At 52.2% G+C, this 26986-nt stretch carries 25 protein-coding genes; 14 read left to right on the top strand and 11 right to left on the bottom strand.

Annotation, left to right across the window (positions count from 1 at the left end; all coding sequences use genetic code 11):
- Positions 1-21 precede the first annotated feature (21 nt).
- The gene (locus ACO08I_RS14935) at positions 22-2391 is read right to left on the bottom strand and encodes a TonB-dependent receptor (protein WP_421946330.1); all 2370 of its coding nucleotides are present in this window, start codon (positions 2389-2391) and stop codon (positions 22-24) included.
- 190 nt (positions 2392-2581) lie between these two features.
- Between ACO08I_RS14935 and ACO08I_RS14930 the strand changes: the two genes are divergently transcribed.
- The 5 genes from ACO08I_RS14930 to ACO08I_RS14910 all read left to right on the top strand — a co-directional run bounded on the left by ACO08I_RS14930 (position 2582) and on the right by ACO08I_RS14910 (position 9221).
- The gene (locus ACO08I_RS14930) at positions 2582-3154 is read left to right on the top strand and encodes a PhnA domain-containing protein (RefSeq protein WP_421946329.1); all 573 of its coding nucleotides are present in this window, start codon (positions 2582-2584) and stop codon (positions 3152-3154) included.
- A 312-nt stretch (positions 3155-3466) separates the two neighbouring features.
- Entirely contained in the window at positions 3467-5110 is a 1644-nt protein-coding gene (locus ACO08I_RS14925) for a caspase family protein (protein ID WP_421946328.1), read from the top strand.
- A gap of 33 nt (positions 5111-5143) precedes the next feature.
- Positions 5144-6334 carry an NlpC/P60 family protein gene (locus ACO08I_RS14920; RefSeq protein WP_421946327.1) on the top strand — a complete coding sequence of 397 codons (1191 nt, stop codon included), beginning with the start codon at positions 5144-5146 and terminating at the stop codon, positions 6332-6334.
- Between the two features lie 301 nt (positions 6335-6635).
- Positions 6636-8066, top strand: a complete 1431-nt coding sequence (locus ACO08I_RS14915) for a transglutaminase-like domain-containing protein (protein WP_421946326.1) — start codon at positions 6636-6638, stop codon at positions 8064-8066.
- Positions 8067-8261: 195 nt separating this feature from the next.
- Positions 8262-9221: a T9SS type A sorting domain-containing protein gene (locus ACO08I_RS14910; RefSeq protein WP_421946325.1), complete on the top strand. Its 960-nt coding sequence runs from the start codon at positions 8262-8264 to the stop codon at positions 9219-9221.
- Positions 9222-9224: 3 nt separating this feature from the next.
- On the opposite strand, the gene ACO08I_RS14905 is transcribed toward ACO08I_RS14910, so the two are convergent.
- The 5 genes from ACO08I_RS14905 to ACO08I_RS14885 form a co-directional block, all read right to left on the bottom strand.
- A complete protein-coding gene (locus ACO08I_RS14905; protein WP_293568028.1) occupies positions 9225-9740 on the bottom strand; it encodes a gamma carbonic anhydrase family protein in 516 nt (171 codons plus the stop codon).
- 5 nt (positions 9741-9745) lie between these two features.
- Positions 9746-10675 carry a calcium/sodium antiporter gene (locus tag ACO08I_RS14900; protein WP_421946324.1) on the bottom strand — a complete coding sequence of 310 codons (930 nt, stop codon included), beginning with the start codon at positions 10673-10675 and terminating at the stop codon, positions 9746-9748.
- Positions 10676-10787: 112 nt separating this feature from the next.
- Positions 10788-11099 (bottom strand): hypothetical protein, encoded by a 312-nt coding sequence (locus ACO08I_RS14895; protein WP_421946323.1) that lies wholly within the window; start codon positions 11097-11099, stop codon positions 10788-10790.
- Positions 11071-11607, bottom strand: coding sequence for a gliding motility protein GldN (gene gldN, locus ACO08I_RS14890; RefSeq protein ID WP_421946322.1), 537 nt, complete (start codon positions 11605-11607; stop codon positions 11071-11073). The genes ACO08I_RS14895 and gldN overlap by 29 nt, the downstream gene beginning before the upstream one ends.
- 17 nt (positions 11608-11624) lie before the next feature.
- On the bottom strand, positions 11625-13142 hold the full coding sequence (locus ACO08I_RS14885) for a GldM family protein (RefSeq protein ID WP_282781513.1): 1518 nt from the start codon (positions 13140-13142) through the stop codon (positions 11625-11627).
- A gap of 308 nt (positions 13143-13450) precedes the next feature.
- Between ACO08I_RS14885 and tatC the strand changes: the two genes are divergently transcribed.
- Both tatC and ACO08I_RS14875 read left to right on the top strand, forming a co-directional pair.
- A complete protein-coding gene (gene tatC / locus ACO08I_RS14880; RefSeq protein ID WP_282781515.1) occupies positions 13451-14290 on the top strand; it encodes a twin-arginine translocase subunit TatC in 840 nt (279 codons plus the stop codon).
- Complete coding sequence (locus tag ACO08I_RS14875; protein WP_421946321.1) at positions 14290-14748, top strand: hypothetical protein; 459 nt, start codon at positions 14290-14292, stop codon at positions 14746-14748. Before tatC ends, ACO08I_RS14875 begins: the two co-directional genes overlap by 1 nt.
- A gap of 172 nt (positions 14749-14920) precedes the next feature.
- Here ACO08I_RS14875 and ACO08I_RS14870 read toward each other — a convergent pair whose 3' ends face one another.
- Entirely contained in the window at positions 14921-16453 is a 1533-nt protein-coding gene (locus ACO08I_RS14870; RefSeq protein WP_421946320.1) for a hypothetical protein, read from the bottom strand.
- Between the two features lie 224 nt (positions 16454-16677).
- On the opposite strand from ACO08I_RS14870, the gene ACO08I_RS14865 reads away from it, so the two are divergent.
- From ACO08I_RS14865 to ACO08I_RS14835, 7 genes are all read left to right on the top strand, one after another.
- Positions 16678-16809, top strand: coding sequence for a hypothetical protein (locus ACO08I_RS14865; RefSeq protein WP_282781521.1), 132 nt, complete (start codon positions 16678-16680; stop codon positions 16807-16809).
- 335 nt (positions 16810-17144) lie between these two features.
- Positions 17145-17957 carry a hypothetical protein gene (locus ACO08I_RS14860; RefSeq protein ID WP_421946319.1) on the top strand — a complete coding sequence of 271 codons (813 nt, stop codon included), beginning with the start codon at positions 17145-17147 and terminating at the stop codon, positions 17955-17957.
- A 208-nt stretch (positions 17958-18165) separates the two neighbouring features.
- Positions 18166-18978 carry a hypothetical protein gene (locus ACO08I_RS14855; protein WP_421946318.1) on the top strand — a complete coding sequence of 271 codons (813 nt, stop codon included), beginning with the start codon at positions 18166-18168 and terminating at the stop codon, positions 18976-18978.
- A gap of 427 nt (positions 18979-19405) precedes the next feature.
- Positions 19406-20218 carry a hypothetical protein gene (locus tag ACO08I_RS14850; RefSeq protein ID WP_421946317.1) on the top strand — a complete coding sequence of 271 codons (813 nt, stop codon included), beginning with the start codon at positions 19406-19408 and terminating at the stop codon, positions 20216-20218.
- A gap of 219 nt (positions 20219-20437) precedes the next feature.
- Positions 20438-20755, top strand: a complete 318-nt coding sequence (locus tag ACO08I_RS14845; RefSeq protein ID WP_282784350.1) for a hypothetical protein — start codon at positions 20438-20440, stop codon at positions 20753-20755.
- A gap of 143 nt (positions 20756-20898) precedes the next feature.
- Entirely contained in the window at positions 20899-21465 is a 567-nt protein-coding gene (locus tag ACO08I_RS14840) for a hypothetical protein (RefSeq protein ID WP_282784351.1), read from the top strand.
- 31 nt (positions 21466-21496) lie between these two features.
- Positions 21497-21787 (top strand): hypothetical protein, encoded by a 291-nt coding sequence (locus ACO08I_RS14835; protein WP_421946316.1) that lies wholly within the window; start codon positions 21497-21499, stop codon positions 21785-21787.
- 112 nt (positions 21788-21899) lie between these two features.
- Here the strand turns inward: ACO08I_RS14835 and ACO08I_RS14830 are convergent, their stop codons facing one another.
- The 4 genes from ACO08I_RS14830 to ACO08I_RS14815 form a co-directional block, all read right to left on the bottom strand.
- On the bottom strand, positions 21900-23828 hold the full coding sequence (locus ACO08I_RS14830; RefSeq protein ID WP_421946315.1) for a serine hydrolase domain-containing protein: 1929 nt from the start codon (positions 23826-23828) through the stop codon (positions 21900-21902).
- Positions 23829-23845: 17 nt separating this feature from the next.
- The gene (groL, locus tag ACO08I_RS14825; protein WP_282784357.1) at positions 23846-25480 is read right to left on the bottom strand and encodes a chaperonin GroEL; all 1635 of its coding nucleotides are present in this window, start codon (positions 25478-25480) and stop codon (positions 23846-23848) included.
- A 36-nt stretch (positions 25481-25516) separates the two neighbouring features.
- Entirely contained in the window at positions 25517-25798 is a 282-nt protein-coding gene (locus tag ACO08I_RS14820; RefSeq protein WP_282784359.1) for a co-chaperone GroES, read from the bottom strand.
- Between the two features lie 198 nt (positions 25799-25996).
- Positions 25997-26902, bottom strand: a complete 906-nt coding sequence (locus ACO08I_RS14815; RefSeq protein WP_421949707.1) for a hypothetical protein — start codon at positions 26900-26902, stop codon at positions 25997-25999.
- Between the last annotated feature and the right edge of the window lie 84 nt (positions 26903-26986).

Below are 26986 nucleotides of genomic sequence, written 5' to 3'. Positions count from 1 at the left end.
GGTGTGGGTCAATTCGGGTGGTTAAAAATTAAAATTCCAGGTGAAGTAGGGCATTGCGCCAAAGAGGTAGACCATCCGGGCTTCCTTCTCGGTGCCATCGCCTATGATATTGCCGTCATCGTCCTGTTTGGTCTGGGTGTAGATCGTCCAGGGGTTCTTGCGGTTGTACGCATTGTACACCCCGAAGCTGAAGCTGTTGTTCCACCGCCGGCCTTCGTTTTTCTTAGGCTCGTAGGTGGCAGAAAGGTCGAGGCGGTGGAAGTCAGGCAGGCGGTAGCCGTTGCGCTCGGAGTAGTAGTTGGCCAGGTAGCCGTCAAACTCGTATTGCCCGACCGGCAGCGTAATAGGGCGGCCGGTGGCGTAGGTGAAGTTGGCCCCCACATTCCAGCGGTTGTTGATGTCGTAGTTCATGGCTACATTCAGGTTGTGGCGGCGGTCGTGATTGGCGGGAAAGGGTTGGTCGGCATTGAGGCCCGGTACGTCCATTTCGGCCTTAGACCAGGTGTAGCTGACGAAGCCCCGCAGGCTGCCTTTGTTCTTGCGCAGGAACAGCTCCAGCCCGTAGGCTTCAGATTCGCCCTGCCGGAATTCGGTCACGATGTGGGGGTTGAAAAACAGCTGGGCATTATCCACAAAGTCGGTCACATCAGTGGATTTCTTGTAGTAAGCCTCTGCTGAGAACTCGTAGGTATTGTCCTGCAAATTCCGGAAGTAGCCCACTGCCAGTTGGTCTGCCCGCTGCGGGTCGAGGTAAGGCGAGCTCGGTGACCAGGTCGCAAAGGGAATGGGCACCGTCGAATTGGAAACCAGATGCACGTACTGCACCATGCGGTTGTACGATAGCTTCAGGGACTGCCTGTCGTCGATCATAAAGCGGGCACCAAAGCGGGGCTCTGGATTCTGAAAGCTTTTGATGATGTCAAAGTTGCCATAGACGGTGGAGTCCACCACCTCGATATTGCCGTTATTGCCTGGCTCCGCATAGTCATAGACTGTGCCCTCGCCGATATTCTGGAAAAGGCTGTAGCGTACGCCATACTCCAGGCTCAACCGGTCGCTCACCTGATGCTCTGCGCCTGCGTACAGGGCGTGGTCCAGGGCAAACTGCTTTTGCATCTCAGTCGTTTCGTAGATGCTGTCGTCTCCATTGGGCGTAATGGTGCCCGGTGTGAACCGCCGGTAAATGCCCTGATAGCCAAATTTGAGGGTAATGTCCGGATTGAGGAAGAAAGTCATATCCTGCTTCAGCGAAGCCTCCCGCTGATTGGCCACCCACTCAAAGCCCTGCACCTCGTCCTTGTCCTGCAGGGCGTAGTCAAAGTCGCTGTAGATCAGCGTCAGGTTGGAAAACAGACGCTCGCTGAACAGGTGGTTCCAGCGGAAAGAGGTCGTGGTATTCCCCCAGTCCATTTGGAAGGCATCATCAAACTGCCAGATGTCGCGCCCGCTGTAGGCAGACAGGAAGAAGCGGTCTTTGTTGCTTGCTTTCCAGTTGACTTTGGCATTCAGATCGTGGAAGATGACCGCTGTGCCGTCCAGCTGTTCACTATTGCGGGTGTACAGGTCGGCATAGGAGCGGCGGCCCGCCAGGATAAAGGAGGCTTTGTCTTTGACAATCGGCCCTTCAATGGTGCCCTTTGCGGCCAGAATGCCGATGCCGCCGGAGCCGGAAAATTGCTTGGCGTTGCCGTCCCGGGTCGTCACTTCCAGCAGAGAAGACAGCCGGCCTCCGTATTTGGAGGGGATGCCGCCCTTGTACAGCTCGGCATTCTTAATGATATCTGCATTGAAGACCGAGAACAGCCCAAAGAGATGGCTGACATCATAGACCGGCGCCTCGTCGAGCAGCACCAGGTTTTGATCTGCGCTGCCGCCCCGCACGAAGAAGGCGGAGGTTCCTTCGCCCGCGCTCGTTACGCCCGGCAGGGTTTGGATGGTTTTGATCACATCCGGCTCGCCCATGAGGGAAGGCATTTTCTTAATGTCCTCAATGGGCAGGGCGATGCGGCTCATGGCTACCTGCTTCACGGATTCGTTGGCGGCCTTGTCCGTCACCACCACTTCCTGCAGGACAGCGGAAGAGGGCGTGAGCTCCACATTCAGCTCTGTGTCTGCGCTCAGCGTGATGGCCCGGGTAAGCGGCTGAAAGCCCAGGTAGGTGAACGTGAGTTCGTACTGTCCGGCAGGCAGGGTGAGGGAGTAGAATCCGTAGAGGTTGGTGGTGGCCCCGGCGCTGGTGGTAGGCTCAAGGACATTGGCATACAATAGCTCTTCTCCGCTGCTGCTGTCTTTGATGTACCCGCTGAGGGTGTACTGAGGTTCGTTTTGTGCCATCCCTGCCTGAATGATGAACAGGCAAAGCAGGCTGGCCAAAATGGCTCGCTTTTTCATGGTTTTGATTTTCGGATGATTTCTAAAGTGTGTGTCGGAATCGCTATACTGATGCTTGCGCCCCCTACCTCCCCCCTGTCTTTTTTTGAGAATGCTGCCAACTTGACACCGTTCCCGACCAATAGATGGCCTTACCCGACGAATGAATGCCGGTTTTGCTCTACCTTTGCGGCAGCCAAAAAAAGTCACCATGTCTGTAGAGAAAGAATTGATGGCCCGCAGCGGCCAGGCCTGCGAGCTATGCGGGCAAAGCGAATCCCTTGAGGTATATACGGTCCCGCCGGTCGATGCCCCGTCCGTAGCCGAAAGCATTCTGGTCTGTGGGGCTTGCCATACGCAACTTACTGATCCGGATAATCTCGACCCCAATCACTGGCGCTGCCTCAATGACAGCATGTGGAGCACCGTCCCGGCGGTACAGGTCGTAGCCTGGCGCATCCTCAACCGCCTGCTCGGAGAGGGCTGGCCCGCTGAGCTGCTCGATATGATGTACCTGGACGAGGATACCCTGGCCTGGGCAAAAGCCGGGCTGCCGGATGAAAACGCATTGGTCCACCTCGACAGCAACGGGCAGGTGCTCGAAGCCGGAGATACCGTGACCCTGATCAAAGACCTGAAAGTCAAAGGCGCCAATTTTACGGCCAAACGGGGCACCGCAGTACGACGCATATCACTGGTACACGACAATGCTGGTCAGATCGAAGGCAAAGTAGAAGGGCAGCAAATCGTCATTTTGACCGAGTATGTGAAGAAAAGAAGCTAATAAGACTTCCCCGGTAACGGGACTCCTCTTTGTCCGGGAAACGACGACATACATCGAAAAAGTCCTAATGTTTTATTAAAGGTTTTGAACTTGGCAATACATGCACCCGTTGTGCAGTTTTGAAAAACATATTGACTGACATCCAAAACCGAGCTATTCCTTATGGTAATACCCCCTACACTTTACATCTACGCTTTGGGCTTTACATATGACCCTAAAGCCTGCTTGAACACCAGCTTTGATGGCTAATTCCGCATCGTAATTTTTTACGTTTGGAAGTGGCAGCATCAGGGCAGCAAAAACAACACAACCATGAGGAGGGCTGCACTATTTGCATTTTTATGTACTGTATTGACCATTTCGCTAACTGCCCAGATTGACTGCAAGTCTGGCGATTGCATCAACGGGGAAGGCGTCTGCATCTACCCTAGCGGTGCCCGCTACGAGGGGCGCTTCCGGGACGGCAAGCCACAGGGCAATGGCACCTTGATCTTCTCTGATGGTCGGGAGTATACCGGCGACTGGAAAAATGGCTTCAAGGAAGGCCGGGGCATTCTCACCTACCCCAACGGCGACAAGTACACCGGCGATTTCCGGGACAACAAGTTTCACGGCCGCGGCATTATGGCGTACGCCAATGACAACCGCTACGAAGGCTTTTGGGTGAACGGGCAGCAATCCGGCAAAGGGACTTTCCATTTTGCCAACGGGGACCGCTATGAGGGCGGCTTCATGGCCGGGCAGTTCAATGGCATGGGCCGGATGTACTACTCGGATGGCTCCGTCTACGATGGCCAATGGAAAGACAATGACCGCCACGGCCGGGGCAATCTGTCCTTTTCGGACGGGGAGGAGATCGTTGGCGAATGGTCGGATGGGCAGTACCTGACCGACTGGAGCAAATTTGGTTACGAAGGCGACACCACCAACCTCCGCAATTGCAACAACATCTACTGCCAAAACGGCAAAGGCAAGTTTACCTACGAGGATGGCTCCAAATATGTGGGCGACTTCCGGGAGGGGCAGCCGGAAGGGCATGGTACCGTCTACTACGTGAGCGGCAGCAAATACATGGGCAGCTGGAAAGACCATACCCCGCACGGGCGGGGCGTGATGTACTACGCAAGTGGCCGGGTGGTGGGCGCGATCTGGGATTTCGGTAAGCCTGCCAAAAAGTTATTCATAGAAGGCGGCACCGATCAGCAGATGCCGGTAGCGGTGGAAAGAGACCCCGAAGTGAAAATCTGGGCCGTCATTATTGGTGCGGCGACCTACTCCTACATGCCTACCCTGCGCTATACGGATGATGATGCCTATCAGCTATACGCCTTCCTGAAGAGCCCGCAGGGAGGTGCCATCCCCGATAATCAGATGCGGTTGCTCATCGATGAAGACGCGACCTACCGCAACATTAAGGAAGCCATGCGCACTACCTTTATGCGGGCCGACGAGAATGATGTGATCCTGTTCTACTTCTCCGGCCATGGCCTGCAGGGTTTCTTCATGCCGGTGGACTACGATGGCTACCACAACAAGCTCATGCACGAAGACATCAAGTTTATGCTTGAGAACAGCCGGGCCAAGCACAAAGTCGTACTCGCGGATGCCTGCCACTCCGGTAGCTTGCTGGCGCGCCGCGGTGGTGCAGCCGGCGATCTCAGCCGGCTGTACAAAGCCTTTGAAGATACCAAGGGCGGACTGGCCCTCATGATGTCCTCCAAGGGGGAAGAGTACTCTCTGGAGGACGGCGGGCTGCGTTCCGGTATTTTCAGCCACTTCATGGTGCGCGGGCTGAAAGGAGAAGCAGACAACAACCACGACGGCATCGTGAATATTCAGGAGTTGTTTGATTTTGTGCATCAGCAGGTGCGCCGCTATACCGGAAATGTGCAAACGCCAACGCTCACCGGGGAGTTTGACCACCGTATGCCGATTGCGGTGGTGCGGGAGGATTAGTGAACAGAGTTTTTTATCTTCCCGGTAAAAAAGATGCGAAACCTTCTTTTTGCCCTGGCTTTCCTACTGCCCGCCGCAGGCTGCAACTCCGGCGGGCAGGCGGAGGCTCCACAGCCACCAACGGAGCTTTCCAACCTGATTGACCAACTCAAGGCAGCCCACGCTCCCGATAAGCGGGTGGCCCTTTTCGATATCCGCGCTGAACAGCAGGACGGTCAGTGGCTGCTCACCGGCGAAACCAATCTGCCTAATGCTAAAAAAGCCCTGGAATCAGAAGCAGAAGCACTGGGGTACGCCACTACGGTACAGCAACTGCCGGATGAAGCCCTGGAAGGCCTGCATTACGGCATCGTGAATCTCTCCGCCTGCAATATCCGCTCCAAGCCGGGGCATTCTTCCGAACTGTCCACACAGTCCACCCTGGGCACCCTCCTTAACGTACTCAAAAAAGAAGACGGCTGGTACCTCGTGCAAACCCCCGATGGCTACCTGGGCTGGCTGGATTCCGGAGGCTTTGAGCGGACTAATAAGGCCGGTGCAGACGCCTGGGTCAATAACGAGCGGGTGATTTACCTGCCGGATTTTGGCTTTTCCTACAGCAGCCCGGGTGGAGAAGGGATCGTTTCTGATCTGGTGGCCGGCAATATCCTGCGCAAGCTCGGACAGGAGGACGGTTTTACGAAAGTACAGTACCCCGATGGTCGGGAAGCCTACATTATGGCCGATGAAGCCATGGATTATCAGGCCTGGCTCGACAGCCGCTCGCCTACAGCGGAGAACATCCTCCGTACCGCAAGCCGCTTCATGGGACGCCCTTACCTTTGGGGCGGCACCTCTGGCAAAGGCGTGGACTGCTCCGGGTTTACCAAAACGGTTTTTTACCTGAACGGGCTGATGTTGCCCCGGGACGCTTCCCAGCAGGTGCATACCGGCGTGGAAGTGGAAACCGATACCACCTTCTCCAACCTCCTCCCCGGTGACCTCCTTTTCTTTGGCCGCAAAGCTACCGCCGACAAGCCGGAGAAGATTACCCATGTAGCCATTTATCAGGGCGACGGCGCTATCATTCACGCCTCCGGGCAGGTACGGGAAGAAAGCCTGCGCCGGGGCGATTCCACCTTTACAGAATACCGGCTGACGTCTTTTGTACGGGCGAAGCGTATGCTCGTGGATCAGCCCACGGAGTACGGGATATTGCCTTTGGCGGAAGTGCCGGGCTACTAATTTTTAGGGCAAACGCACTAAAATATGAATGTGACTGGAGCACGGTTGGAACATGTCGCGGAACACGTTAGAGAGGGTGGCGGCTGCCGAAATTGCATGTTCGACGGAGGAGTTTGCGAATTTCTAGCGTTTTTGTTCACTTTTTTGGCGATGCAAAAAGTGAAAGCCCGCCGGCTTGAGGCAAAGGACAGACTAAATCGCCATGCCCGAGAGCCTTAATCGCCCTTTTTTATGAAAACTTAGTTTGGTGCGTTTGCCCTAATTAATTTTAGAAATCCCTAAATTTAAAAGTAACCACCCTATGCGAAGCTTACTGTCTGCACTAATCTTGCTGATGACCATTTCTCTGGCCGCTCAGACCGGCTTTCCTGACATTGATCAGGCAATAGCCGAAGGGGAATACCGGACCGCTCAGGACCTCATGGCCAGCCGTATTGCTGAAGGAGGACTGGAAGAAACCACCGCCTATCAGCTGCAACTACAGTCCGCCCTGCTCGACCGTATCAAGCTCGACTTTTCGCGGGATGAAGCCTACATCCGGGAGACGCTGGGCGCTTACTTTCCCAATCTGACCGATGCGCAGCTACAGGCATGGGAAGAGAGCGGCGAGCTGGAAATGCGCGTCATTGAAGGCAAAAAGCGCTACTTCCGTAATGCCGTGTGGAACCTCTTCCGGGTAAATGCGGAAGCCAAAGCCCGGAAGGAGGAAGTGGATGGCCCCGGCAGCCAAACCCTGGACAGTTTCCTGCAGGTGTACCTGCCCCGCGCTGTGGAGGCGGTAAAAGGGGAGGATGCACCCATTGCCCGTCCCCGCACCCTCAAGCTCACCTACACCCTGCGCGTGAAGCCCGATGCCGTACCCCACGGCGAGATGGTCCGCGCCTGGCTGCCTTATCCCCGCCCAAGCCGTGACCGCCTGGCTGCTCCGCAATTGCTCAATGCGAGTGAGCCGCACTACATTATTTCGCCCCTTAGCTATCCGCATACGTCCATTTACATGGAAAAGCCGGCACTGGCGGGGGAGTGGACGGAATTCCAGTACGAAGTATCCTACACGGCTTACGATCACTGGCAGGATTTGCGGAATGCGAAAGTGGAGCCTTACGATACCTCCTCTATGCTGTACCAATACTACACGCAGGAGCGGGCACAGCACATCCGCTTTACGCCGGAGGTACAGCAGCTCGCTCAGGACATCGTTGGCAATGAGCAGGACCCCGTCCAAAAAGCCTGGCTCATCTATCAGTGGATTGGCGAAAATATTCCATGGGCGAGTGCGCTGGAGTATTCTACCATGCCCAATATCCCAGCCTACTGTATCGAAAATCAGCGCGGGGACTGTGGGATGAAAGCCTTATTATTTATTACGCTCTGCCGTTATGTGGGCATTCCGGCGAAGTGGCAAAGCGGGTGGTTCCTCTATCCGGTCAGCAAAAACCTGCACGACTGGTCGGAGCTGTACTTCGAGGGGCTGGGTTGGGTGCCCGTTGACCCCGATTTCAACCTGCAGGCCATTGAAGACCACCCGGAGGCCCAACGCTTTTTCTTTGGCGGAGCTGATGCCTACCGCCTGATTGTCAATGATGACTTTTCCGGTGATTTCTTCCCGGCCAAAGTGCACCCCCGCAGTGAAACGGTGGACTTTCAGCGGGGCGAGGTGGAATGGCGTGGGGGGAATTTGTACTTCAATCAGTGGCGGTACAATATGGAGGTAGAGTTTGTAGAAGAATGACTGTTGTCAGTGTTGAAATCTCTTCTGCTCATGATAGCTAAATTTTAAGGGTTTTATAAATTAAGCTGCCTGTCTAGTCATTTTGGGAACTCCATCACTATAATGCTGCCAAGTAATACAACTTCTGGCGTTTATTACTTGGTATTAGATTTGGATGGCGAGGTTATTGGTTCTATTCTAATAAAGCTGTAACGCATGAATATTCAAAAGTTTTTTCTGACGGTCATTGTGGTAACTTTGGTTATTACAGTCATCACTGCTACTACAGCCTATTGCCAACAAAATACAAGGTTTCAGGTCGCCTTATATTTTGAAGATGCTGCTGGGAATAACGATTCGCTATTAATCGGTTTCGATGCAAATGCTTCTAATGGCTTCGACCCTGAATTTGGAGAAATCATGGATGATTCTCCTATGAATGCTATATTCGATGTTCGGGCAGTTGACCCTGATAATTATTCTCCTTTTTCACAAGAGCCTTTATACCAAAGCTTAGTTACCCAATCAACAAATGGTGCCCCGGACGCTAATCATTGCCTAACCGGAGGTGGAGCATATATTTTCATACATGCCGTTCACCAGCCTGTCAGAGTATGGTGGGATCAAAGCCGATTCCTGGATACAATCTGCTACCGGGGAGCTTTCCTGACCAATCAAATAACTTGGGAACTTACGGAGGTATCTGCCGATGATTTCCCGGGCATCACCTACTGTATGGCCGAAACGCCCGAAGGTGTTTTTGAACTCACTACAGAAGCATTTAATGAGGACCCTGCGTTGACAAGGCTTCAAATAGAGCACGAAATAGAAGGGCAGGGGGTACAGCCTATTTATGGATTATCGATGGCTGTGGGTACCGCTGCTTTTCAGCAGGATCCCTGTTACTGGGTGACTGAAACCTCAGATGTTTCTTTCGTTTCTTCTGTGCGCCTTTATCCCAATCCATGCCGGGATTTTTTAACGCTTCATGGTCAGGGTGTGGAAAAAATAAATCGGGTTTTACTATTCAATAATACTGGGCAGCAGCTTGAAGCTCATGCCTTTGAGGCTAACCGTTATTTAGATTTTAGCCATCTGCCAGGAGGAAGTTATCACTTGTTTGGCGAGGTGGATAATAAGGCTATTGCCTACCTGGGGCTTTTTGTAAAAATATAATAGCTACTCTTTAAACCAGCTACTGTACATCACATAATTATTGGCAATCCGCTCTATGGAATCGCTGAAGGCTTCCGCACTTAGGGCTTTAACTTTGCGTGCCGGGACTCCAGCGTAGATGTAGCCGGATTCCAGGTGGCTATTTTCCAGGACCACCGCACCCGCCGCGATCAGCACGTTTTCTTCCACCACCGCGTGGTCCATGACGATAGCGCCCATGCCTACGAGCACATTGTCTTTGAGGGTGCAGCCGTGTACCAGCGCCCGGTGCCCGATGGAGACGTTGTTGCCGATTGTAGTTGGCGCTTTTTGGTAAGTGCAATGGATAACGGCGCCGTCCTGCACATTCACTTTGTTGCCCATGCGGATGCGGTGCACATCGCCCCGGATGACGGCCTGAAACCAAACGCTACAGTCGTCACCCATCTGCACATCGCCAACGATGGTGGCATTTTCAGCCAGGTAACAGTTGTCGCCAAATTGTGGAAGGATGCCTTTTACAGGTTTGATCAGTGCCATAAGGATTAGATTGCGGATTCGATAAGCTGCCCGAAGAAGAAAGCGTAGAACATCAGGAGCAAAACGCCTTCCCAGCGGGTGATTTTTTTATTGTTAGACATGATACCGAACAGGATCGTCATGGCCACCATAAGGGGCAGGAACAGCTCGTTGATATTGGTGGGGATGACCAGCTTCCCAAAGAAGGAAGAGACGCCCATCACGATATACGTATTGAAAATATTGGAGCCCAGCACATTGCCCACCGCGATAGAAGCTTTGCCCCGGCGGGCAGCATTGAGGCTCACGATGACTTCCGGCAGGGAAGTGCCCAGGGCTACAGCAGACAGCGCGATGATTTCCGGATCAATACCGGCAAAGGTAGATAGTTTGCGGATGGCCAGGATGGTGTAATCGGCACCGAGGTACACAAAAGCCCCGCCTATGGCCAGCATGGTGTAGGTTTTCCAGTTTACAGTAGGCCGCTCGATTTCTTCGGGTTCCTGCTCGCTTTTGAAGCTGTAGGCCAGAAAGACCACAATGCCCATGATGAAGAGAATGGCTTCAAAGAGCGAAAAATGGAGGTCCCTGAGCACAAACCATAGCAAAAAGGCGGAGCCCCAGAGGAAGGGCATATCCACGTGCCAGATGTTGTATTCCAGTTCGATTTTATCGACGACTAAAGCCGCCAGCCCCAGCACCAGGGCTATATTGGTGATATTGGAGCCCACGACATTGCCGGTAACGATTTCCGATTCCCCACTCAGCACAGAGGCGATAGAGGTGGCCAGTTCCGGCAGGGAAGTGCCAAAGGCCACAATGGTGACCCCGATGATAAAGGGTGAAACCCCCAGCGATAAGCCAATCTGCTCCGCGGAGTCAATAAACCAGTCTGATGCCTTCAACAACACACCCAGGCTAACAATAAACAGCCCGGCATACATTAATATCTCCATAATCTTTCTTCTGCGGCGGGGCACAGTTCTTTCCTGCGCCCCTTACGCTTATTTTTAAGCGTGCCGCAAAAGTAACAACTAGAATGGACTTTTGTGCTCTGGCCAACAAATATCAATAAGACCAAAGGTCATGCTCAAAATTGAAGATTTCCTGTTCCAGCTTTTGCGATTGCTGCAGGAGGTCCACACCGGTATAGGTGCCTTCCAGGCGCTCATCGTGTATGTTGGAGGCCTTCATGATGTAGCTGGAGAATTTGCGCATGTCAAAAATATCAGCCCAGCTCATGGGGCTGTGGGCGAGGCCATCGGTTGGCGCCTCTGCATGAGCGAGCAGTTCGCGCGCATCCGGGTAGTAAATCCAGAACAGGGGGCGCTCGTACCGGAAGTTGCCGTTGTCATCGTACTCCTCGATGAGGGGGGGCAATACCGAGGATGCGCACCTGAAGGGTAGAGGTCCGGGTATCAAAAAACCAGTGTTCTTTAATGCGGAAGCGCTTGACATCTTCTGGATTGAGCTCATCCTTAACCACCTGATAAATTTCCGTATCGGTGTCAAAGTCATAGACAGGAACGGTGTCAATACGGTAGAGCATGCCGGTGACTTCCTGTTGAGAAAGCGGCAGGCTGAACTCGTCGTTAGCGGTGCTAAACGCCTGCAGCCTGCCGGACTCCACTGCTTCGGTCAAAAGGGTCACAAAAGGTTGTTTGGGATAGCGGAAAGGCAGGTTGATTTTCTCCCGCGTGTCAATGACCCGCCACACGCGTTTTTCCCAGAGGATGTCGGCTTCCCGTATTGGCGGGTAGGGCAGCGGACGCTCTTCGTGGGTGAGGGTGCGGTGGGTGATGTCATTTAGCGGCAGCCGGGTGCTTTCGGTCTGCGCAAAGAGGGGCGCGAGCAGCAGGCTCAGCACCGGAATCAGATAATACTTCATTTTCCTTCAGTTTTGAGTTAACGAATTTTGAATATGAGGCTGTTCAGTTCGCGGGCCGGGCCGGTATCACCCGGGCAACGCACTTTTACTTCATTGAAGTAGTAGGTATCTCCATGCTCCGCCGCGTCGATGAGGCGCCGGGCAGTGCCGGCAAAGCGGGCGCCAGAATTGCGGGCTACTGCGATATCTGCCTGTTCGGGTTTGCGGACGACCTCAAAGCCGGTGATTTCACAACGCGCCTGGAAGTCGAAGTTGTCCAGCACCGGGATGATACCCTGTTGTGCCCGGAAAGTACCAGCAGGCAGGGTGCCGCCGCGCTTTTGAGCAATTTCCAGGACGGGGTCAGGTATTTTCTTAACCCGGTATTCGAAGTTAACTGGAGCCAGGCCTTCGCCGGATACCGTGATGACAGCTTTGCCAGGCTGATCAGGCCGGGCGATATAGGCACTACCACCGAGCGGCTGCAGGTCCGTGCCACTGGCATTGACCCTCATCGTCGCGCTTGGTATACCCGCTGCTGAGATGGTGACCGGATTGTCCACCCCGGCATAAAGCACATTCATTTTATCGGCAGCCACTGCCACCGCCTGTTCGCCTACCTGGAACCGGAACGGCCGCTCAAAACGCTGCACGGTGCCCGTCACAGGATCTTCCAGCTCGATCCGGGCGATGTGCTCATGTTGCCCGGGGCGGGCGGGCGAAGTGGTGAACGTGGCTTTCCCACCCTCTACCCGCAGCGGCTGCCCATCCACACTAATGCGGATATTGTCAGCGGTGCTGCTGTAGGCCGACAGGAAAATCTCACTTTGATAGGTGTCCCCGCGGATGATATAGCTCTCGGGGGCGGCGACCACGGCTTCGTAGGCATCCATGACGATCTGCGCGCCCATTTTGCTGAGGAAGTAGTTGAGGATAGCGGCTTCGGCCACTTCTGCATCGTTCTCAAACTTGCGCAGGATAGGCAGGACTGCAGCTACGGGCATTTGCTGAAAAGTATGCGCTTCCCAGGTAGGTTGAGTGGCATCTGAGGGCAGAGCGGGTATGCTTAGCGGAATACTAGCTTCCAGCCGGCGCCTTTGTTCTTCGTTTTCAATGAGGGAAAGGAGATCTTGCCGGGCCTGCAGGATAGCCGTTTTGAGTGCTTTGCCATGCCCCTCATTGATGAGAATGCGGGTGGGGATATCCTTGTCGGTTTCCCGTACGGGAATACCCTGCTGATCGAGCCCGCCGGCGGCCTTCACAATATCCGCCCTGACCTGCCGGAGCTGCTCTTGCAGCTGCCCGGTAATTTGACCCAGCTTTTCGGCCTTAGCCACATAGGGCCGGTACTGTTCGTAAGCCTCCGCTTCTTCCCGTATAGCCTGAAGCATCTGCTCATTGGAATACTGTACCACGGCGCTGCTCTCGCCCAGGCTGCGGTCAATAGTGAAAAAGGCCTCCAAAATTTCGGCAGATACATTGAGGGCCAGCAGAGCGGTCAGCACAATATACATCAGATTGATCATTAGCTGCCGCGGATCTTTAGGTATGGACATGATCGTTTGGTTGTGGGCAGACCAATACCAGGGCAAGCGCGGTGCAAGCCAAAAGCAGGCATAGGGCGGTCAGTCAGGTGCAGCGTGCCAAATAGCGGTGCTTACCAGGCCCGGTTAAATAATAAGACTAAACGATGATCCTAAAAAACTAGTTAATAATTTGACAGAGGAGCGAAGGTTTTACCCTTGGTTTTTCCGATGTTGTGCCCTCATAATGCTGTGGTTAGCATCCGTTACAGGGGCTAAATGTTAAAATTGCCGGGGACCGGTTTTTTGTTACTTTTGCAGATGAAAATTAGCAGACGCATATGCCACTCGACCAAATAGACGTAGACAAGCTCGGTACCGGGGAAGAGACTCAGGAAATGACCTTCCTGGAGCACCTCGAAGAGCTGCGCTGGCACATCATCCGGTCTCTTATAGCCGTGGTGGGCCTGGGTATTGTATTGTTCTTTTTTCAGGGGTGGCTGTTTGATACGGTCATCTTCGGGCCGACCAAAGCGGATTTCTTTTCCTACCGCGCCATTTGCAGCCTCTCGAACTCGGTAGGCCTGGGGGATATGATGTGCTTTGTGCCACCGGATTTCCCAAAAATTGCTACGGGATTCGGTGAGCCGTTCATCATGAGCATCAAGGTCTGCTTCGTCATGGGGCTGATTATAGCCTTCCCCTACGTGCTGTGGGAGTTTTGGAAATTCATTAAGCCCGGCTTGTATTCCAAAGAGCGGAGAGCGGCTCGTGGCATGGTGGGCATCTGCTCAGGCTTGTTTATGCTCGGTGTGCTGTTTGGGTACTACATCATTTCGCCATTCGCTGTGAATTTTCTCGCAGGCTACCAGATTCCGGGCGTGCAGAATACGCCTACGATGTCGTCCTTCATCAACTACATGATCATGTTTACGGCACCGGCCGGGCTGATCTTTGAGCTGCCCATCATTGTGTACTTCCTGTCTAAGGTAGGGCTGGTCACACCGGAGGGCATGAAAAAATACCGACGTCATTCCATCATCGGCACCCTGATGCTGGCCGCGATGATCACCCCGCCGGATGTGGTCACGCAGTTTCTGATCGGCATTCCACTCTATATCCTGTACGAGGTCAGTATTGTAGTTTCCGCCCGTGTTAACCGAGAAAACGAAGAATTTTAATGCACCGACTATCAAGTAATGCGACTTTACTGCTGAAGTTTTTCATTCCGGTTTTCTGGATTGTCTTTTTTGGGGCCAGCACCCTTGCTGCCCTGTTCTATCAATACGACTATGTGGGCAATACGCCTGCCATTTATTTCAAAGGGGGCATGGTCTTCTTCTATGTTACCGGTGTGCTCCTGTTTGTCTTCACCCTACTGCGCCTCAAGCGGGTGGAAGCGGATGGCGACTTCCTGTACGTCACTAACTACTTTAAAACAGCCCGCTACCCTTTCCACAACGTTTCCAGCTTCCGGTTGAGCCGGTTCCTGTTCCTGCAGCTCGCCACCGTTCAATTCCGGGAGTCCGGCATTTTCGGCAAGCGTATCTTTTTCCTGGCCAGCCGCCACCTTGTGGATGGCTACTTCGCTGCTTACCCTGAGCTTAAGGCGCAGCTATTAAATGAGGAGGAAAGGTAATCTTCCCCCGCAGGGTATCTGTGAGGATGTGCCCGGAGAGCAGCAGTACTATGCTTTTGGGTGGTAGCCTAAGCTTCTGAAGTACGCATCTTGCCTGCACCTATTGGATTGAGTCGTGATTTTTGACCGTTGAAGGCCAGGCAGCCATCAGGGCTTTAGCGTGAAAATATTATCAAATGATTCGGTCTGGTCTCATCAATGTTTCCATCGCCAAAGCCCACAAGTGCTCGTAGGGCATATTTTCCACCTCATGTGGCGTATCTGCAAACTGCAGCGGTTGCTGTCCCATTTCCCGGAGCAGGTCTGCTGCTGCTTGCTGTGCTGCCTCCGGGTTATAGTCAGCATCCGGGATTTTAGAGAGGGCTTTGATGAAACAGTAGGACCGGTAGTTGTCATCAGTCACTGTGAGGTGGCGGCCAGCGTATTTTTCCAGCGCCTGCATACGGTCGTGTGCCTCCTCGTACCGGCGCAGGTGGAGTAGGTAAATGGCGTGGACGATTAGAATGGGAATGTTCAGTCCCCGCTTGTCCTTAGAAAATAACGGCACCTGATTAAGCAACCGGGCGGGGCGGAGTTTCAAACGCTTTTCCTCGGCCTCTGACCGCTCAATCTTACCCATCGCAATCAGCAGGTGGACATAAGCTTCAAAGAGGTACCATTGCTCCTGATTGGATGCCGAAAGATGAGAGAACCGCTTGTGGTTCCGCGCTTGTTTGAAGACCCGGTAAGCCTCCTGATAATTTTGCTGGTGCAGGCGGAAGAAGACGAGCACCTCCATGCCTTTGTACCAGTTGTGAGAACCGGGTAAATTCAAGCCTTCGAGTTGGGCAGCAGCAGCTTCTGCTTTTTCAAATTGGCCGAGCATAGTGGCGGCAACTAGTGTAGGATGAAGGAATGCAGCAATAGCAGGAGGAGTAGCCGCTTTCCTTTTTTCCAAATCGGCGATTGCTTCTTTACAGACTTTCAAGGAGCCGCGGTAGTCATGACGGGTAGTGTAGGCTAGTTTGGCAATAGTAAAATAAAAAAACCTGAATCTATAAGACTCACTTTTCGGTAATTCCTTCTCAAGCTTTATTTTGTATTTTTCTGCAAGTGCCGCCACTTCTGGTTTTGTACTTCTTGAGGTATTATAATATCTGATTATATCATAATACAAGCTTTCTGCTTTTACCGAAAGGTTAAGGTCTAGAAGGCTCTTATCAATGATAGCTTTAGCTTCCAAAAGTTTTTTAGGATTATCGGTAAGTAGTATATATTTGGATTTGATAATCCTAGCCAGTTCCAGTATTTCTGAAGTCGCCTCATACTGTATTGCCGGTTTTATAGTCTTCTCTGCTAATTCAACGGCGGCATGTGTAGCACCTTTGGCAGCTAAGATTCTTGCGGCAACTGCATTCTTCCGAATATTATACATAGCAGTTTGCGATTCACTAAACATCGGCTTCTTGACATCCAGCAAAAAGACAGCGTTAACCAGTCTCCGAAAGAACTTATTGCGGAAGTTGCGGTATTGGGTAAAGGAAGCCGACTTGTCTTTTCCAAAGAAATACTGAGCCGCATCTCGCTCGGTGGGGAGTTGCTCGGCAACGAGCAGGTCATAGAATTCATCATAGCGGTTCGGGCTGTCTTTGTCCAGTCCGATCACTTCCATTTGCTTTTTCTTGTGCTTGGTGACGATGTCAACGAGTTCACGTAGCGCTTTCATATTGGTGTTAGTTGGGGCACACGGGGCACCGGGTTTAGAATATTGAGAGTTATGGAGTTTTGCGCAATTGTCGTTAAGATAGGTATAAATCTCAAATAACAGGAAAGTCGAAGTGTTTTTTATTGTAAAAATGAGGTGTTAGGAAATGAAAAGTTTGTCCTTGAGCGAAAAGGTCAATGGTGATAGTTTTGTTGTATTCAATTAACCATAAAACATTTTGAAACATGATGCCAGCAATTATCGCGCTCCTGTTGTCGCTCAATCTGATTACCTCCGCTGCTGAATGGGATACGCTTTCTGATGCGGAGCGGCAGGAATTACAAGAGATAGTCGATACGGACGTAAGTGGAATCTAAACCAAAATGGGGTGTTAGGAATGGGAGGTTTTGTCTTTGACTGGGAGGGGCAAAACCGGTAAATTTGGAAAGTGTACAAATTGTAATGAGCATTAGAGCTTGTTTGGATTTTACACTTTGGGCTGCTCTTGCCAAATTTTGTCCTGCTCTTCGTTATTCTTCGGTCACGTCCGTACGGATGTTCCCTCATCACGCCCCCGACGATGAATGTCGGGATCAAAGACTTGATCAGAACAAAATTTGGCTACTTTCGCTCCAAAAGCAAAATCCCAATAAGCTTTTAGCCACAGGCGCCTTGCTTTTCTGCTGTAGCTAAACTTAAAAAAACCTGGAATATGAAGTTGTTGCCACTATTTATGATCCTGATGGGCGTGCTCCTGTTTGCCGCTTGCGAGAAAGACTGCCTTGACCCTGCCAACCCGGAATGCGCCAACTATGACCCCTGTTTAGCCTACGAACCGGCAAATGCGAGTTTTAAGATGCTGATTATTCCAATATCGACGTACGACTGGGATTGTGATGGGGGCGAGCCCAGAGATCTTGAGTTTGAAGTTGACACGGTTTTTGCTACCGGTGGGGATATCTACTTCCGGGCAGATCAGACCGAGCTGCAAGCGAGTAATGTCTCTTATGAGTGGAGGGTAGGTGCAGACCCTCAGGTATGGACCACGCGACAGTTCAATCTGGGCTTTTTAGAGAATGCAGTCGGGGATGTACCCGTCACGCTAATCGTAGAGAAGATCAATCCTGATTTATGTGGTGGCACTGCCTATACCCGCGATACGGTCACAAAGGTGCTTCACGTCAAGGAAACCCCCGAAAACTTTTATACAGATGGCAACTGGTCGGCCGTATTTGGCAAATGGGAGGGTTATAATACAGATGATGAATCCAGGACTTTTCAAATTGAGTTCAAACCGGGCTGGCGTCTGGAGGGGCTGTTTGATGAGTGTACGGTTGGAATTCCAGATATAGGAATAAGCTTAAACTTCTTCTACATTACTGCCCTGGGCAAGCCTGACTGTAACCGGGTATGTGGCGTAGGAGCCCTGTCTCCAGACCGGCGGGAGCTCTCAATGGACTACAGTTATGATAGTGCCAACGGGGAGCGAGTGTCCAGGACCTTCAAGGGGGTGAAGGTGGAGTGAGAGATGTTAGAAGTTGGTACGATCAAAATCCTGCCCATCCTTATTTTGCTTAGCAGGCTAGCATTTAAGCATTGATGAGGGGTAAAGCTTTTTCTACATCTCATCGAAATGGATACACGTTTGAAAGACCTGGAGCAAGAGAACACCCGGCTTCGCAGGTTTATAGAGAAGAAAAAAGTAGCAACTAACCTCAAAAAAAGATAATACCATGCAAAAAGCAATCCATCCTGCCTTAATCCTGGCATTGGCCCTTCTGCTGGCAAACGGTTGTAGGAAGGAAGACGAAGAATGCTATGACCCTACAGATTCATCTTGTGCCAACTACGACCCCTGTTGGGAGAAAGAAGCGGTTTCTGCTGCCTTTGCTATGGAAGAGCGTGTTGCTCACTTTGATTCAGTATGGTATATCCCTACGGATACGATCCTGGAAGGCAGTATCTTACGCCTGCGCGCTTTGCAGTCTGCCGATTCTGTACGCTGGCAAATGAGCGGCGATGCGAGGACCTGGGATAGTGAAGAGTTTCGGATGCAATTTGGCAGTTCGGAATCCCTGGATATTAGCCTCACACTCTGGCGCGAGCCGGACACCCTCTGCTTTCCGGATGATGATGGGGTGGACTCCCTGACGAGACGCCTGACCGTTGTGCCTAAGCCGGAAGCTGCGATTATTGGGCGCTACCGGGGCTCCACAGATGCCAATCCAGATGAGCCTTATGAACTGGAAATATTCTGGAGAGAAAGTACCCCTTCAGATTCACACGCAACGATTCAAATTACAGGGATACACCCAGGCTGCAATAATACATTTGACTTTAATGTCATTACCGTTGTGGGCTCGGGCTATCTTGCCTATGCTTTTTGGCGTGATTCCTTCGAAACCACTACCGGCTGCTCTGCCCCTCAGGGAATTGCCCGTTTAAGCGAAAACCGTCAGGAAATTACAGTACGCTTCCGGATGCGCAATCTGGAAAATATCAGTGAGTTCCTGCCGGAGACGACCTTTCGGGGCGTCAGGCTTTGAGCAAGGGCGCTCATTAGAAATTATACTACTATTTCATTGTCTTTCAGAGATTAGGTTACCTATCTGAAAGATGATACTTCAATAGTTTTCATCAAAATGGGGTGTTAGGAATGGGAGGTTTTGTCTTTGACTGGGACGGGCAAAACTGGTAAATTTGGAAAGTGTACAAATTGTAATGAGCATTAGAGCTTGTTTGGATTTTACACTTTGGGCTGCTCTTGCCAAATTTTGTCCTGCTCTTCGTTATTCTTCGGTCACGTAGCTAAGGCTATGTTCCCTCATCACGCCCCCGACGATGAATGTCGGGATCAAAGACTTGATCAGAACAAAATTTGGCTACTTTCGCTCCAAAAGCAAAATCCCAACAAGCTCTTAGCCACAGGCGCCTTGCTTTTCTGCTGTAGCTAAACTTAAAAAAACCTGGAATATGAAGTTGTTGCCACTATTTATGATCCTGATGGGCGTGCTCCTGTTTGCCGCTTGCGAGAAAGACTGCCTTGACCCTGCCAACCCGGAATGCGCCAACTATGACCCCTGTTTAGCCTACGAACCGGCAAATGCAAGTTTTAAAATGCTGATTATTCCAATATCGACGTACGACTGGGATTGTGATGGGGGTGAGCCCAGAGACCTTGAGTTTGAAGTTGACACGGTTTTTGCTACCGGTGGGGATATCTACTTCCGGGCCGATCAGTCCGAGCTGAAAACGAGTAATGTATCTTATGAATGGAGGGTAGGTGCGGACCCTCAGGTATGGACCACGCGGCAGTTCAATCTGGGCTTTTTAGAGAATGCAGTTGGGGATGTACCCGTCACGCTGATCGTAGAGAAGATCAATCCTGATTTATGTGGTGGCACTGCCTATACCCGCGATACGGTCACAAAGATACTTCACGTGAGGGAACCGCTGGACAACACATACACAGATGGCAGTTGGTCAGCCGTATTTGGCAAATGGGAGGGTTATAATACAGATGATGAATCCAGGACTTTTCAAATTGAGTTCAAACCGGGCTGGCGTCTGGAGGGGCTGTTTGATGGGTGCATTGTTAAATCCCCAGACCTTTCTATTGGCCTGAAACAATTTTACATCGCTGCCCTGGGCAAGCCTGACTGCAACCGGGTATGTGGGGTAGGAGCCCTGTCTCCAGACCGGCGGGAGCTCTCAATGGACTACAGCTATGATGGTGCCAACGGGGAGCGTGTGTCCAGGACCTTCAAGGGAGTGAAGGTGGAGTGAGTGCAGGAACGATTATAGAGGGAGTAGGCGCTGTACTTAGCGGAGCTTGGAACAGGAGCATCAGCAGGAGCAATTGGAGGTTTCCCCGGCGTAGCTTTAGGTGTTTCTGCTGCTGCGATTTTCGGTGGCGTTCATGTGGGACACCAGCTGCATAAATGTTGGGAAACCTACATCCGTGATTGCCAGGAGATTTGTGATTGTCAATAAAAACAAAGTATCATGTCAAACATTATTCAAACTATCCGCCAATCCTTCAATCAGGTAGAAGTTTATGACTTTTTTGGTCAGAAAATGACCAATAAAAGGATTGGTACCTTTTTTGCCCTGCTTGCGGCAATTTCCTTTTTGCTACATGCGGTGGTCGGTTTACCAGAACCTTACCAGTACCTACAGCAGGAGGTCATAGCCCTTAATTTGGTTTTTGCGCTAATCAGTGTATTTGTATTTAGCCGCCCCACAGGTTTTGCTCTGCTCTCGCTATTCTTTATTGTAATTGCCATAGCAATGCTATATCAGTTGTGGATGTTTGGTGGTTAGAGTTACGCTAAGACGATAGGTATGGTGGGGCAGAAGTAGTTTCTCCCCCACCATTTTTTAAAGTACTTGAATTCGAGCGTAGACTCAAATGATAAATGTTGTTTCATTCACTATTTGAACTTAAGAAATCAGAACAAAATCTCATGCAAAACTCATTCTATTCTGTGGTATGTATTGTAACCCTACTTCTTACTTCAAACTGGAACTTAACTGCACAAAATCCATGCAATGAGATCCTGAAAAAAATCCGTTCAGCATACCCATGGATGGGGGTTACCCTGGAGCAAGAAGAACAAGATTGTACGACTCAGCTACAGTATTCGCTGGACTCTTTGTATACGGCACTGCTCAATACGCCGGATTTGACGAAAGAACAGCGGGAGTATGTGCGCAAGGAGGTGATCCGGATCAACAAGATGTACGGCACAGGCTTCAATTTAACTGAAGAAGATTGGAGAAAGGTTAAGTTCTATAAGGATGGAAATACGAAAGCCTTTATCCGTTATTTGGAAGACTATGCCATTAACTTCCAAAAGCAGCAGCACATTTTAGACAGTATTGCTGAATACCGGAGAAAGCTCTATGATGAGGTTATTTGGCCACAGCTCAAAGCTGCCAAAACGGATGATGAGAGAAGGGCAATTGCCGCGAAGTACCCCGAAATCGTGCGCTTTATTGAGAACTGCGGTAATGAAGAACGTATCGAATAAACAATCAGACACCTAAAAAGGCCATATCACTATGCTTCTACACATCACCTTAGGCAACCCCCGCAAAGGCTGCCGCCACTTCGGTATCTGCCACATTGCCCTTTGGAGGGGCGTCCCGTTGGGACCCCGGCAGTGCCTGGCTCAGGTGGAAGGGCTTCCGCCTGGCGAAGAGGGAATACCTTTCCGGTTTCTTAGGCCATCCCTGACTACAGAGCTGATCCTGCAGCATTTCACGCCTTGCTTTCGGGTGGAAGCGCCCTGCCCCTTGCCAAAGCAATTGGGCGGAGGCGTACTGCTACCGGGTGGAGTGGGACGCAACTGATGCCGTGGTGCATTTTGATGGCCACCCTGCGCTGACAGCCTGTGACATACAGTTGCTGTCCGGAGGCACCAAAATTGTGAATGGCCAAAAAAGGAAATTCAACCCCGGACCACTAACGCAGTGCTCTTTGAAATTCAAAACCGCTAAACAACAGCTTCCCACCGGGTAATACCGAAACCGTGTGGCCGGTGCTCCTGGCATAGGTATAGCCAACTGCATCCTGATCGTTCAGAGGGTGCAGGGGAAAGGACGTATTGAGCCTTTCTACGGGCGATTCCAGTGTAAAAAGAAGCACACCGTCTTTCAGGCGGAGCGTGGCGGTGGTCCCCTGCGTGCGGTAAGGAAACTCGGGTGGGACAGGAAACGGATCTCCGGTTAGCTCGTAAGTACCTAACGCCGCTTCCCAGGTGGCACTTACGGGCTGTGGGTCCACTCTTTTGCCGAGAATAACACTGGCTTGAGAGGAAGGAATGACCCCGCGCAGGTAGGTTTCATCCCCGATCCTGACGAAGGTGTACTCCCGGTCTTTCCTTTTTTTGGGGAAAATGCCATACCGCAGGATGGTCTCGGTAAAAGCGGGGCCTTCACCCTCGCGTTTCATGACAACTCTATACTTGCGCCATTTGAATTTGAACTTATCAGGCTGCTTCACCTTTACGGGCCCAAACCATGAATTGTAGGTGCCAAGCCTTTCTTCAGCCGTGGCCAGTTCCAATGGGGGATGAGGTGTCGTATCGTACCGGTGCAGGTCCAGCTGTTTTTCTGCTTCGGCATAAAGCTCGAGCAGTTTAGTTGCATTAGCTAAACTTTGGCCTTTATCGGTGTTCGTAAGGACTACTGCCCCAATGCCGAGTTCCGGAATGTACCCAAAGGAGGCGTGGTAGGCGTAGGTGTTTCCGGAATGCCCGCTGTAGGTTACCATCGTCGTGTCGCCCCGCTTTGCGTCTTTGGCCATCATAGGCTCCAGCAACAAGCCGTAGCCATACTGCCTCCGGGTTGGAATAGTGAGTGCTCCAAGCTGGTTTTGCTGCATGGCCTGGAACAATTCCCGGTCCAATACCTGCTGCCCGTTGAGTTCGCCCTGATTGAGGTGGAGCATCGTATAGCGTGCCAGGTCTATCGCATTGCTGTGCACCATGCTTGCCGCCACATCTCTGAGGGGCGGTTCATTCATAGCCATGTCGTTGATGTAAGCTCGTGCATACCCTTCTGGAAATGGAGCGCCGGGGGGCAGTATGCCGGTATGCCCCATGCCCAGGGGCTCGAAAGTATGCGCTTGCAAATAGTCGGCATAGGATTGACCGCTTTTCCGGGCAATTAATTCCCCCAGCAAGCCATAACCTATGTTGGAGTAAGCCATCAGGTGCTTCGCAGGCCCAATGGCGTACTGATGGCTCAGGGCCGCAGTAGCCCACGCCTGGTCCGGAGGATTGGTGGCGAAAAAGCCATTGAGCAGGTCGCTGGGCAAGCCCGCCGTGTGGCTAAGCACGTCTTTGATATACACGGGCTGAGGACGGCCATCTTCCCGGCTTTTTATGCTGAAATCGGTCAAATGGGTTCCCAGCCGGTCATTGATGTGCAATTGTCCTGCCTCCTGCAACTGCAGTACCGACAGAGCAGTAAACGACTTTGTAATGGAACCCACCCGGTATAGCGTGTGCTCATCAGCGGCGAGGTGGCGCTCGCGGTCGGCAAAGCCATAGCCGGTGGCGTACACAATCTGTCCATTATCAACGATGGCAATACTCGCACCAACCACTGCTCTGGCTTTCAGCATAGCCTTGAAGTGGTAGTCGATTCTCGATTTGGCGTATTTGCTGATTTGATCGTAGGGCTGTCCTGTAGCGGTAACCTGAAGGGCCAGGATAAACAGCAGAAAGCAAACATTTTTCAGGCGCGTCATCTCGGTAAGGGTTTGTTTTTTTTTAAGCACAGCAATCATCAGCATCAAAAATAAAGTAAAATTTGAAATACCCCAGTCTGCCAGCCAGCCAAACAAAATGCCCGCCCCGGCAGCAGCCAGAGGCGGGCAAGCGTCCATTAAAAAGACAGAGTGGTTTACATCATGTCATCGTACATGCCGGCACCAGCCATCGCTCCTTTGTCCTTAGGCTCAGGCGCATCATTGATGGTGCATTCGGTCATCAGGACCATACCGGCAATGGAAGCAGCGTTCTCAATCGCAATGCGGGAAACCTTGGCAGGATCGATCACGCCGGCCTGCTTGAGGTCTTCGTAGTTGCCGGTGCGGGCGTTGTACCCGAAAGCCCCTTCGCCATCGAGTACGCGCTGCAGCACCACACTGCCTTCCACCCCTGCATTCCCGGCAATCGTGCGGATCGGTGCCTCAAGGGCTTTGCTCACAATGCTTGCGCCGATAAACTCGTCCTCATTGTCGAACTTCACCTGCCGCAGGGCGCTAATGGCACGGACCAGAGATACGCCACCGCCAGGCACAATGCCTTCTTCAATGGCTGCCCGGGTCGCGTGCAGGGCGTCGTCTACGCGGTCTTTCTTCTCCTTCATTTCCACTTCTGTGGCAGCGCCTACGTGCAGGACAGCCACTCCGCCGGCCAGTTTCGCCAGGCGCTCCTGCAGCTTCTCGCGGTCGTAGTCGGATGTGGTTTGCTCAATTTGCTGCCGGATCTGATTGACGCGGGCCTGAATCAGATCTTCGGTACCGCTGCCGCCCACAATCGTGGTGTTGTCCTTGTCCACCTTGATCTTCTCGCACTGCCCGAGGAGATCTAGGGTGGTATTCTCCAGCTTGTAGCCGCGCTCCTCACTGATGACAGTACCACCGGTCAGCACGGCAATGTCCTCCAGCATAGCCTTGCGGCGGTCACCAAAGCCTGGCGCTTTCACCGCTACTACCTGAAGGGTGCCGCGCAGGCGGTTAACCACAAGGGTGCTCAGCGCTGTGCCCTCGATGTCTTCCGCAATGATCAGCAGTGGCTTGTTCTCTCTTGAAGCGGCTTCCAGCACCGGTACGATATCCTTGACATTGGAAATCTTCTTGTCGTGGATCAGGACGTAAGGGTGGTCGTACTCGGTCACCATCTGCTCCGTGTTGGTGGCGAAGTAAGGCGAAAGATAGCCGCGGTCAAACTGCATGCCCTGCACTTCGTCTACGTAGGTCTCTGTGCCTTTGGCTTCTTCTACGGTGATGACACCATCGGTGGTTACGCGCTCCATCGCGTCGGCGATCAACTTGCCGATCTCCTCGTCGTTATTGGCAGAGATGGTCGCTACCTGACGGATTTTCTCAAAATTGCCTTTGATCGGCTCGGCCTGCTTGTGGAGGTTGTCCACTACGATTTTTACCGCCTTGTCGATACCCCGCTTGAGGTCGATCGGGCTGGCGCCGGAAGTTACGTTCTTTAGCCCGGCGGTGATCATGGCCTGCGCCAAAACGGTAGCAGTAGTGGTACCGTCACCGGCGAGGTCGGCCGTTTTGCTGGCCACTTCCTTGGCCATTTGAGCGCCCATATTTTCGAGCGGGTGGGAAAGTTCAATCTCCTTGGCCACGCTTACCCCGTCTTTGGTGACGCGGGGCGCGCCGAAGCTTTTCTGCAGGACCACGTTGCGGCCTTTAGGGCCCAGGGTCACTTTAACAGCGTTGGCCAGCTTATCAATGCCGGCTTTGAGGTGTTCGCGGGCACCATTGCCCCAGTTCAATTCCTTAGCTGACATGTTTCAAAAGTTTTTGAGCGTTAACCAAATTGAAGATTAGTTGAGGACGACGAGGATGTCATCTTCGCGCATGATGAGGTACTCGGCCTCGGCGTACTTCAGCTCTTGTCCGGCGTACTTGCCGTAGAGTACCCGGTCGCCTACATTTACGGTTGGCTTGACGCCTTCCTTGCCCGGGCCTACTGCCACGATTTCTCCCTGCTGTGGCTTTTCCTTAGCCGTATCCGGGATGATGATACCTCCTGCGGTCTTGTCCTCTGCCGGTAGTGGCTTTACCACCACGCGGTCGTTGATCGGTTTGAAGTGTACTTCACTCATGTCAAACAAAATTTTGGTGATGAATTGCCTGACACCAGCATTCAGAAAGGGCGGTGTCTGAAAATTCGACAAGCAAATCAGATGCCAATTCCGTTTTCCATGCTGTAGCAAAAATGGTTGAGTGACAAAAAGTCAGAGGGAGGTACCAGAGGTTAGCAATTAATTTAGGCTGCCTGCGCTGTCAAAATGTCAAACCTGTCATTTTTTACGCTTGTCTTGAAGCCATGCGCAATGCCTGAGCAAGTGCGCAAACTGCTGCCGCTCGTGGAGTACCGCATTATGCCCCAGGTCCGTATGCCAGAAAACGGTACCGCTGTCCGGCAGAGCAGGCAGCGGTTGCCCGTTTCTGCTTTCCACTTCCGTAAATGGGAGCCCCCAGGCTTTGAGGCTGTCCCGGAAGCCAAGGGTAGTGGAGTAAGTACCCCCTTCATCGGTGTAGAGCAGGACAAGGCTGGGCCCGCCCCGTTCCAGCCACATCGCATATTTTTCCAGCTGCCCGTATAGCCCATCGAACAGCCACACCTCCCGGATGGGCTCCGGAAGCCCGCCCTGCTGCAGAATGTAACCCATGGCCCGGTAACCGCCGCTGTGACCGGAGAGGATGAGGTGCCGGTGCGGCAGCCTGCGGAGGTTCAGGTGGCGGGCGGCTACGCGGCTGACGTCTTTTAGGAAGGCAGCAAAGGCTCCGCTGTTTTCCAGCTTTCCGCCGTTGGAGTCCGGTGCGTTTTTGGGGCCCTGTGGGATCACCAAAATGGCATTTTTGCCGGAAGCATCGAGTTGCTCCGGGAGATTGAAGGTGGCCAGCACACTATCCACGCTATTCCACCATCCATGAAAGTGGACGATATAATCAGCCGAGTCACTCCGCTCAAACCCTGCCGGGATAAAAATGGCTACGGTGCTGTCCTGATAATGTTTTTCCCGTAGATAGTGCTGCCCGTTGTAGTCGTACCCGTCTGCCCGGGCAGCTGCCGGAAAGGGGGCGGTAGGTAAAGCTGTTATCAGAAGCGTACCTCCGGCATACGGCTGCATCTCCACCGGCTGCGACCAAAGATTAGCAGTGGTGATGGTTAGCAGCAGGTAGAGCAGGGTTATTCGGGGCATAGGGCGCAATTTTATTTACGTCAAACTACTTATGGTGTTGGCAGGGCAAAAATAAATTTTGTTTCTTCAGGTTACCAATTGCTA

The sequence above is a fragment of the Phaeodactylibacter xiamenensis genome (genome assembly GCF_965229835.1).
GTDB lineage: Bacteria > Bacteroidota > Bacteroidia > Chitinophagales > Saprospiraceae > Phaeodactylibacter > Phaeodactylibacter xiamenensis.
This window is presented reverse-complemented; position numbering and strand designations above follow the sequence as displayed.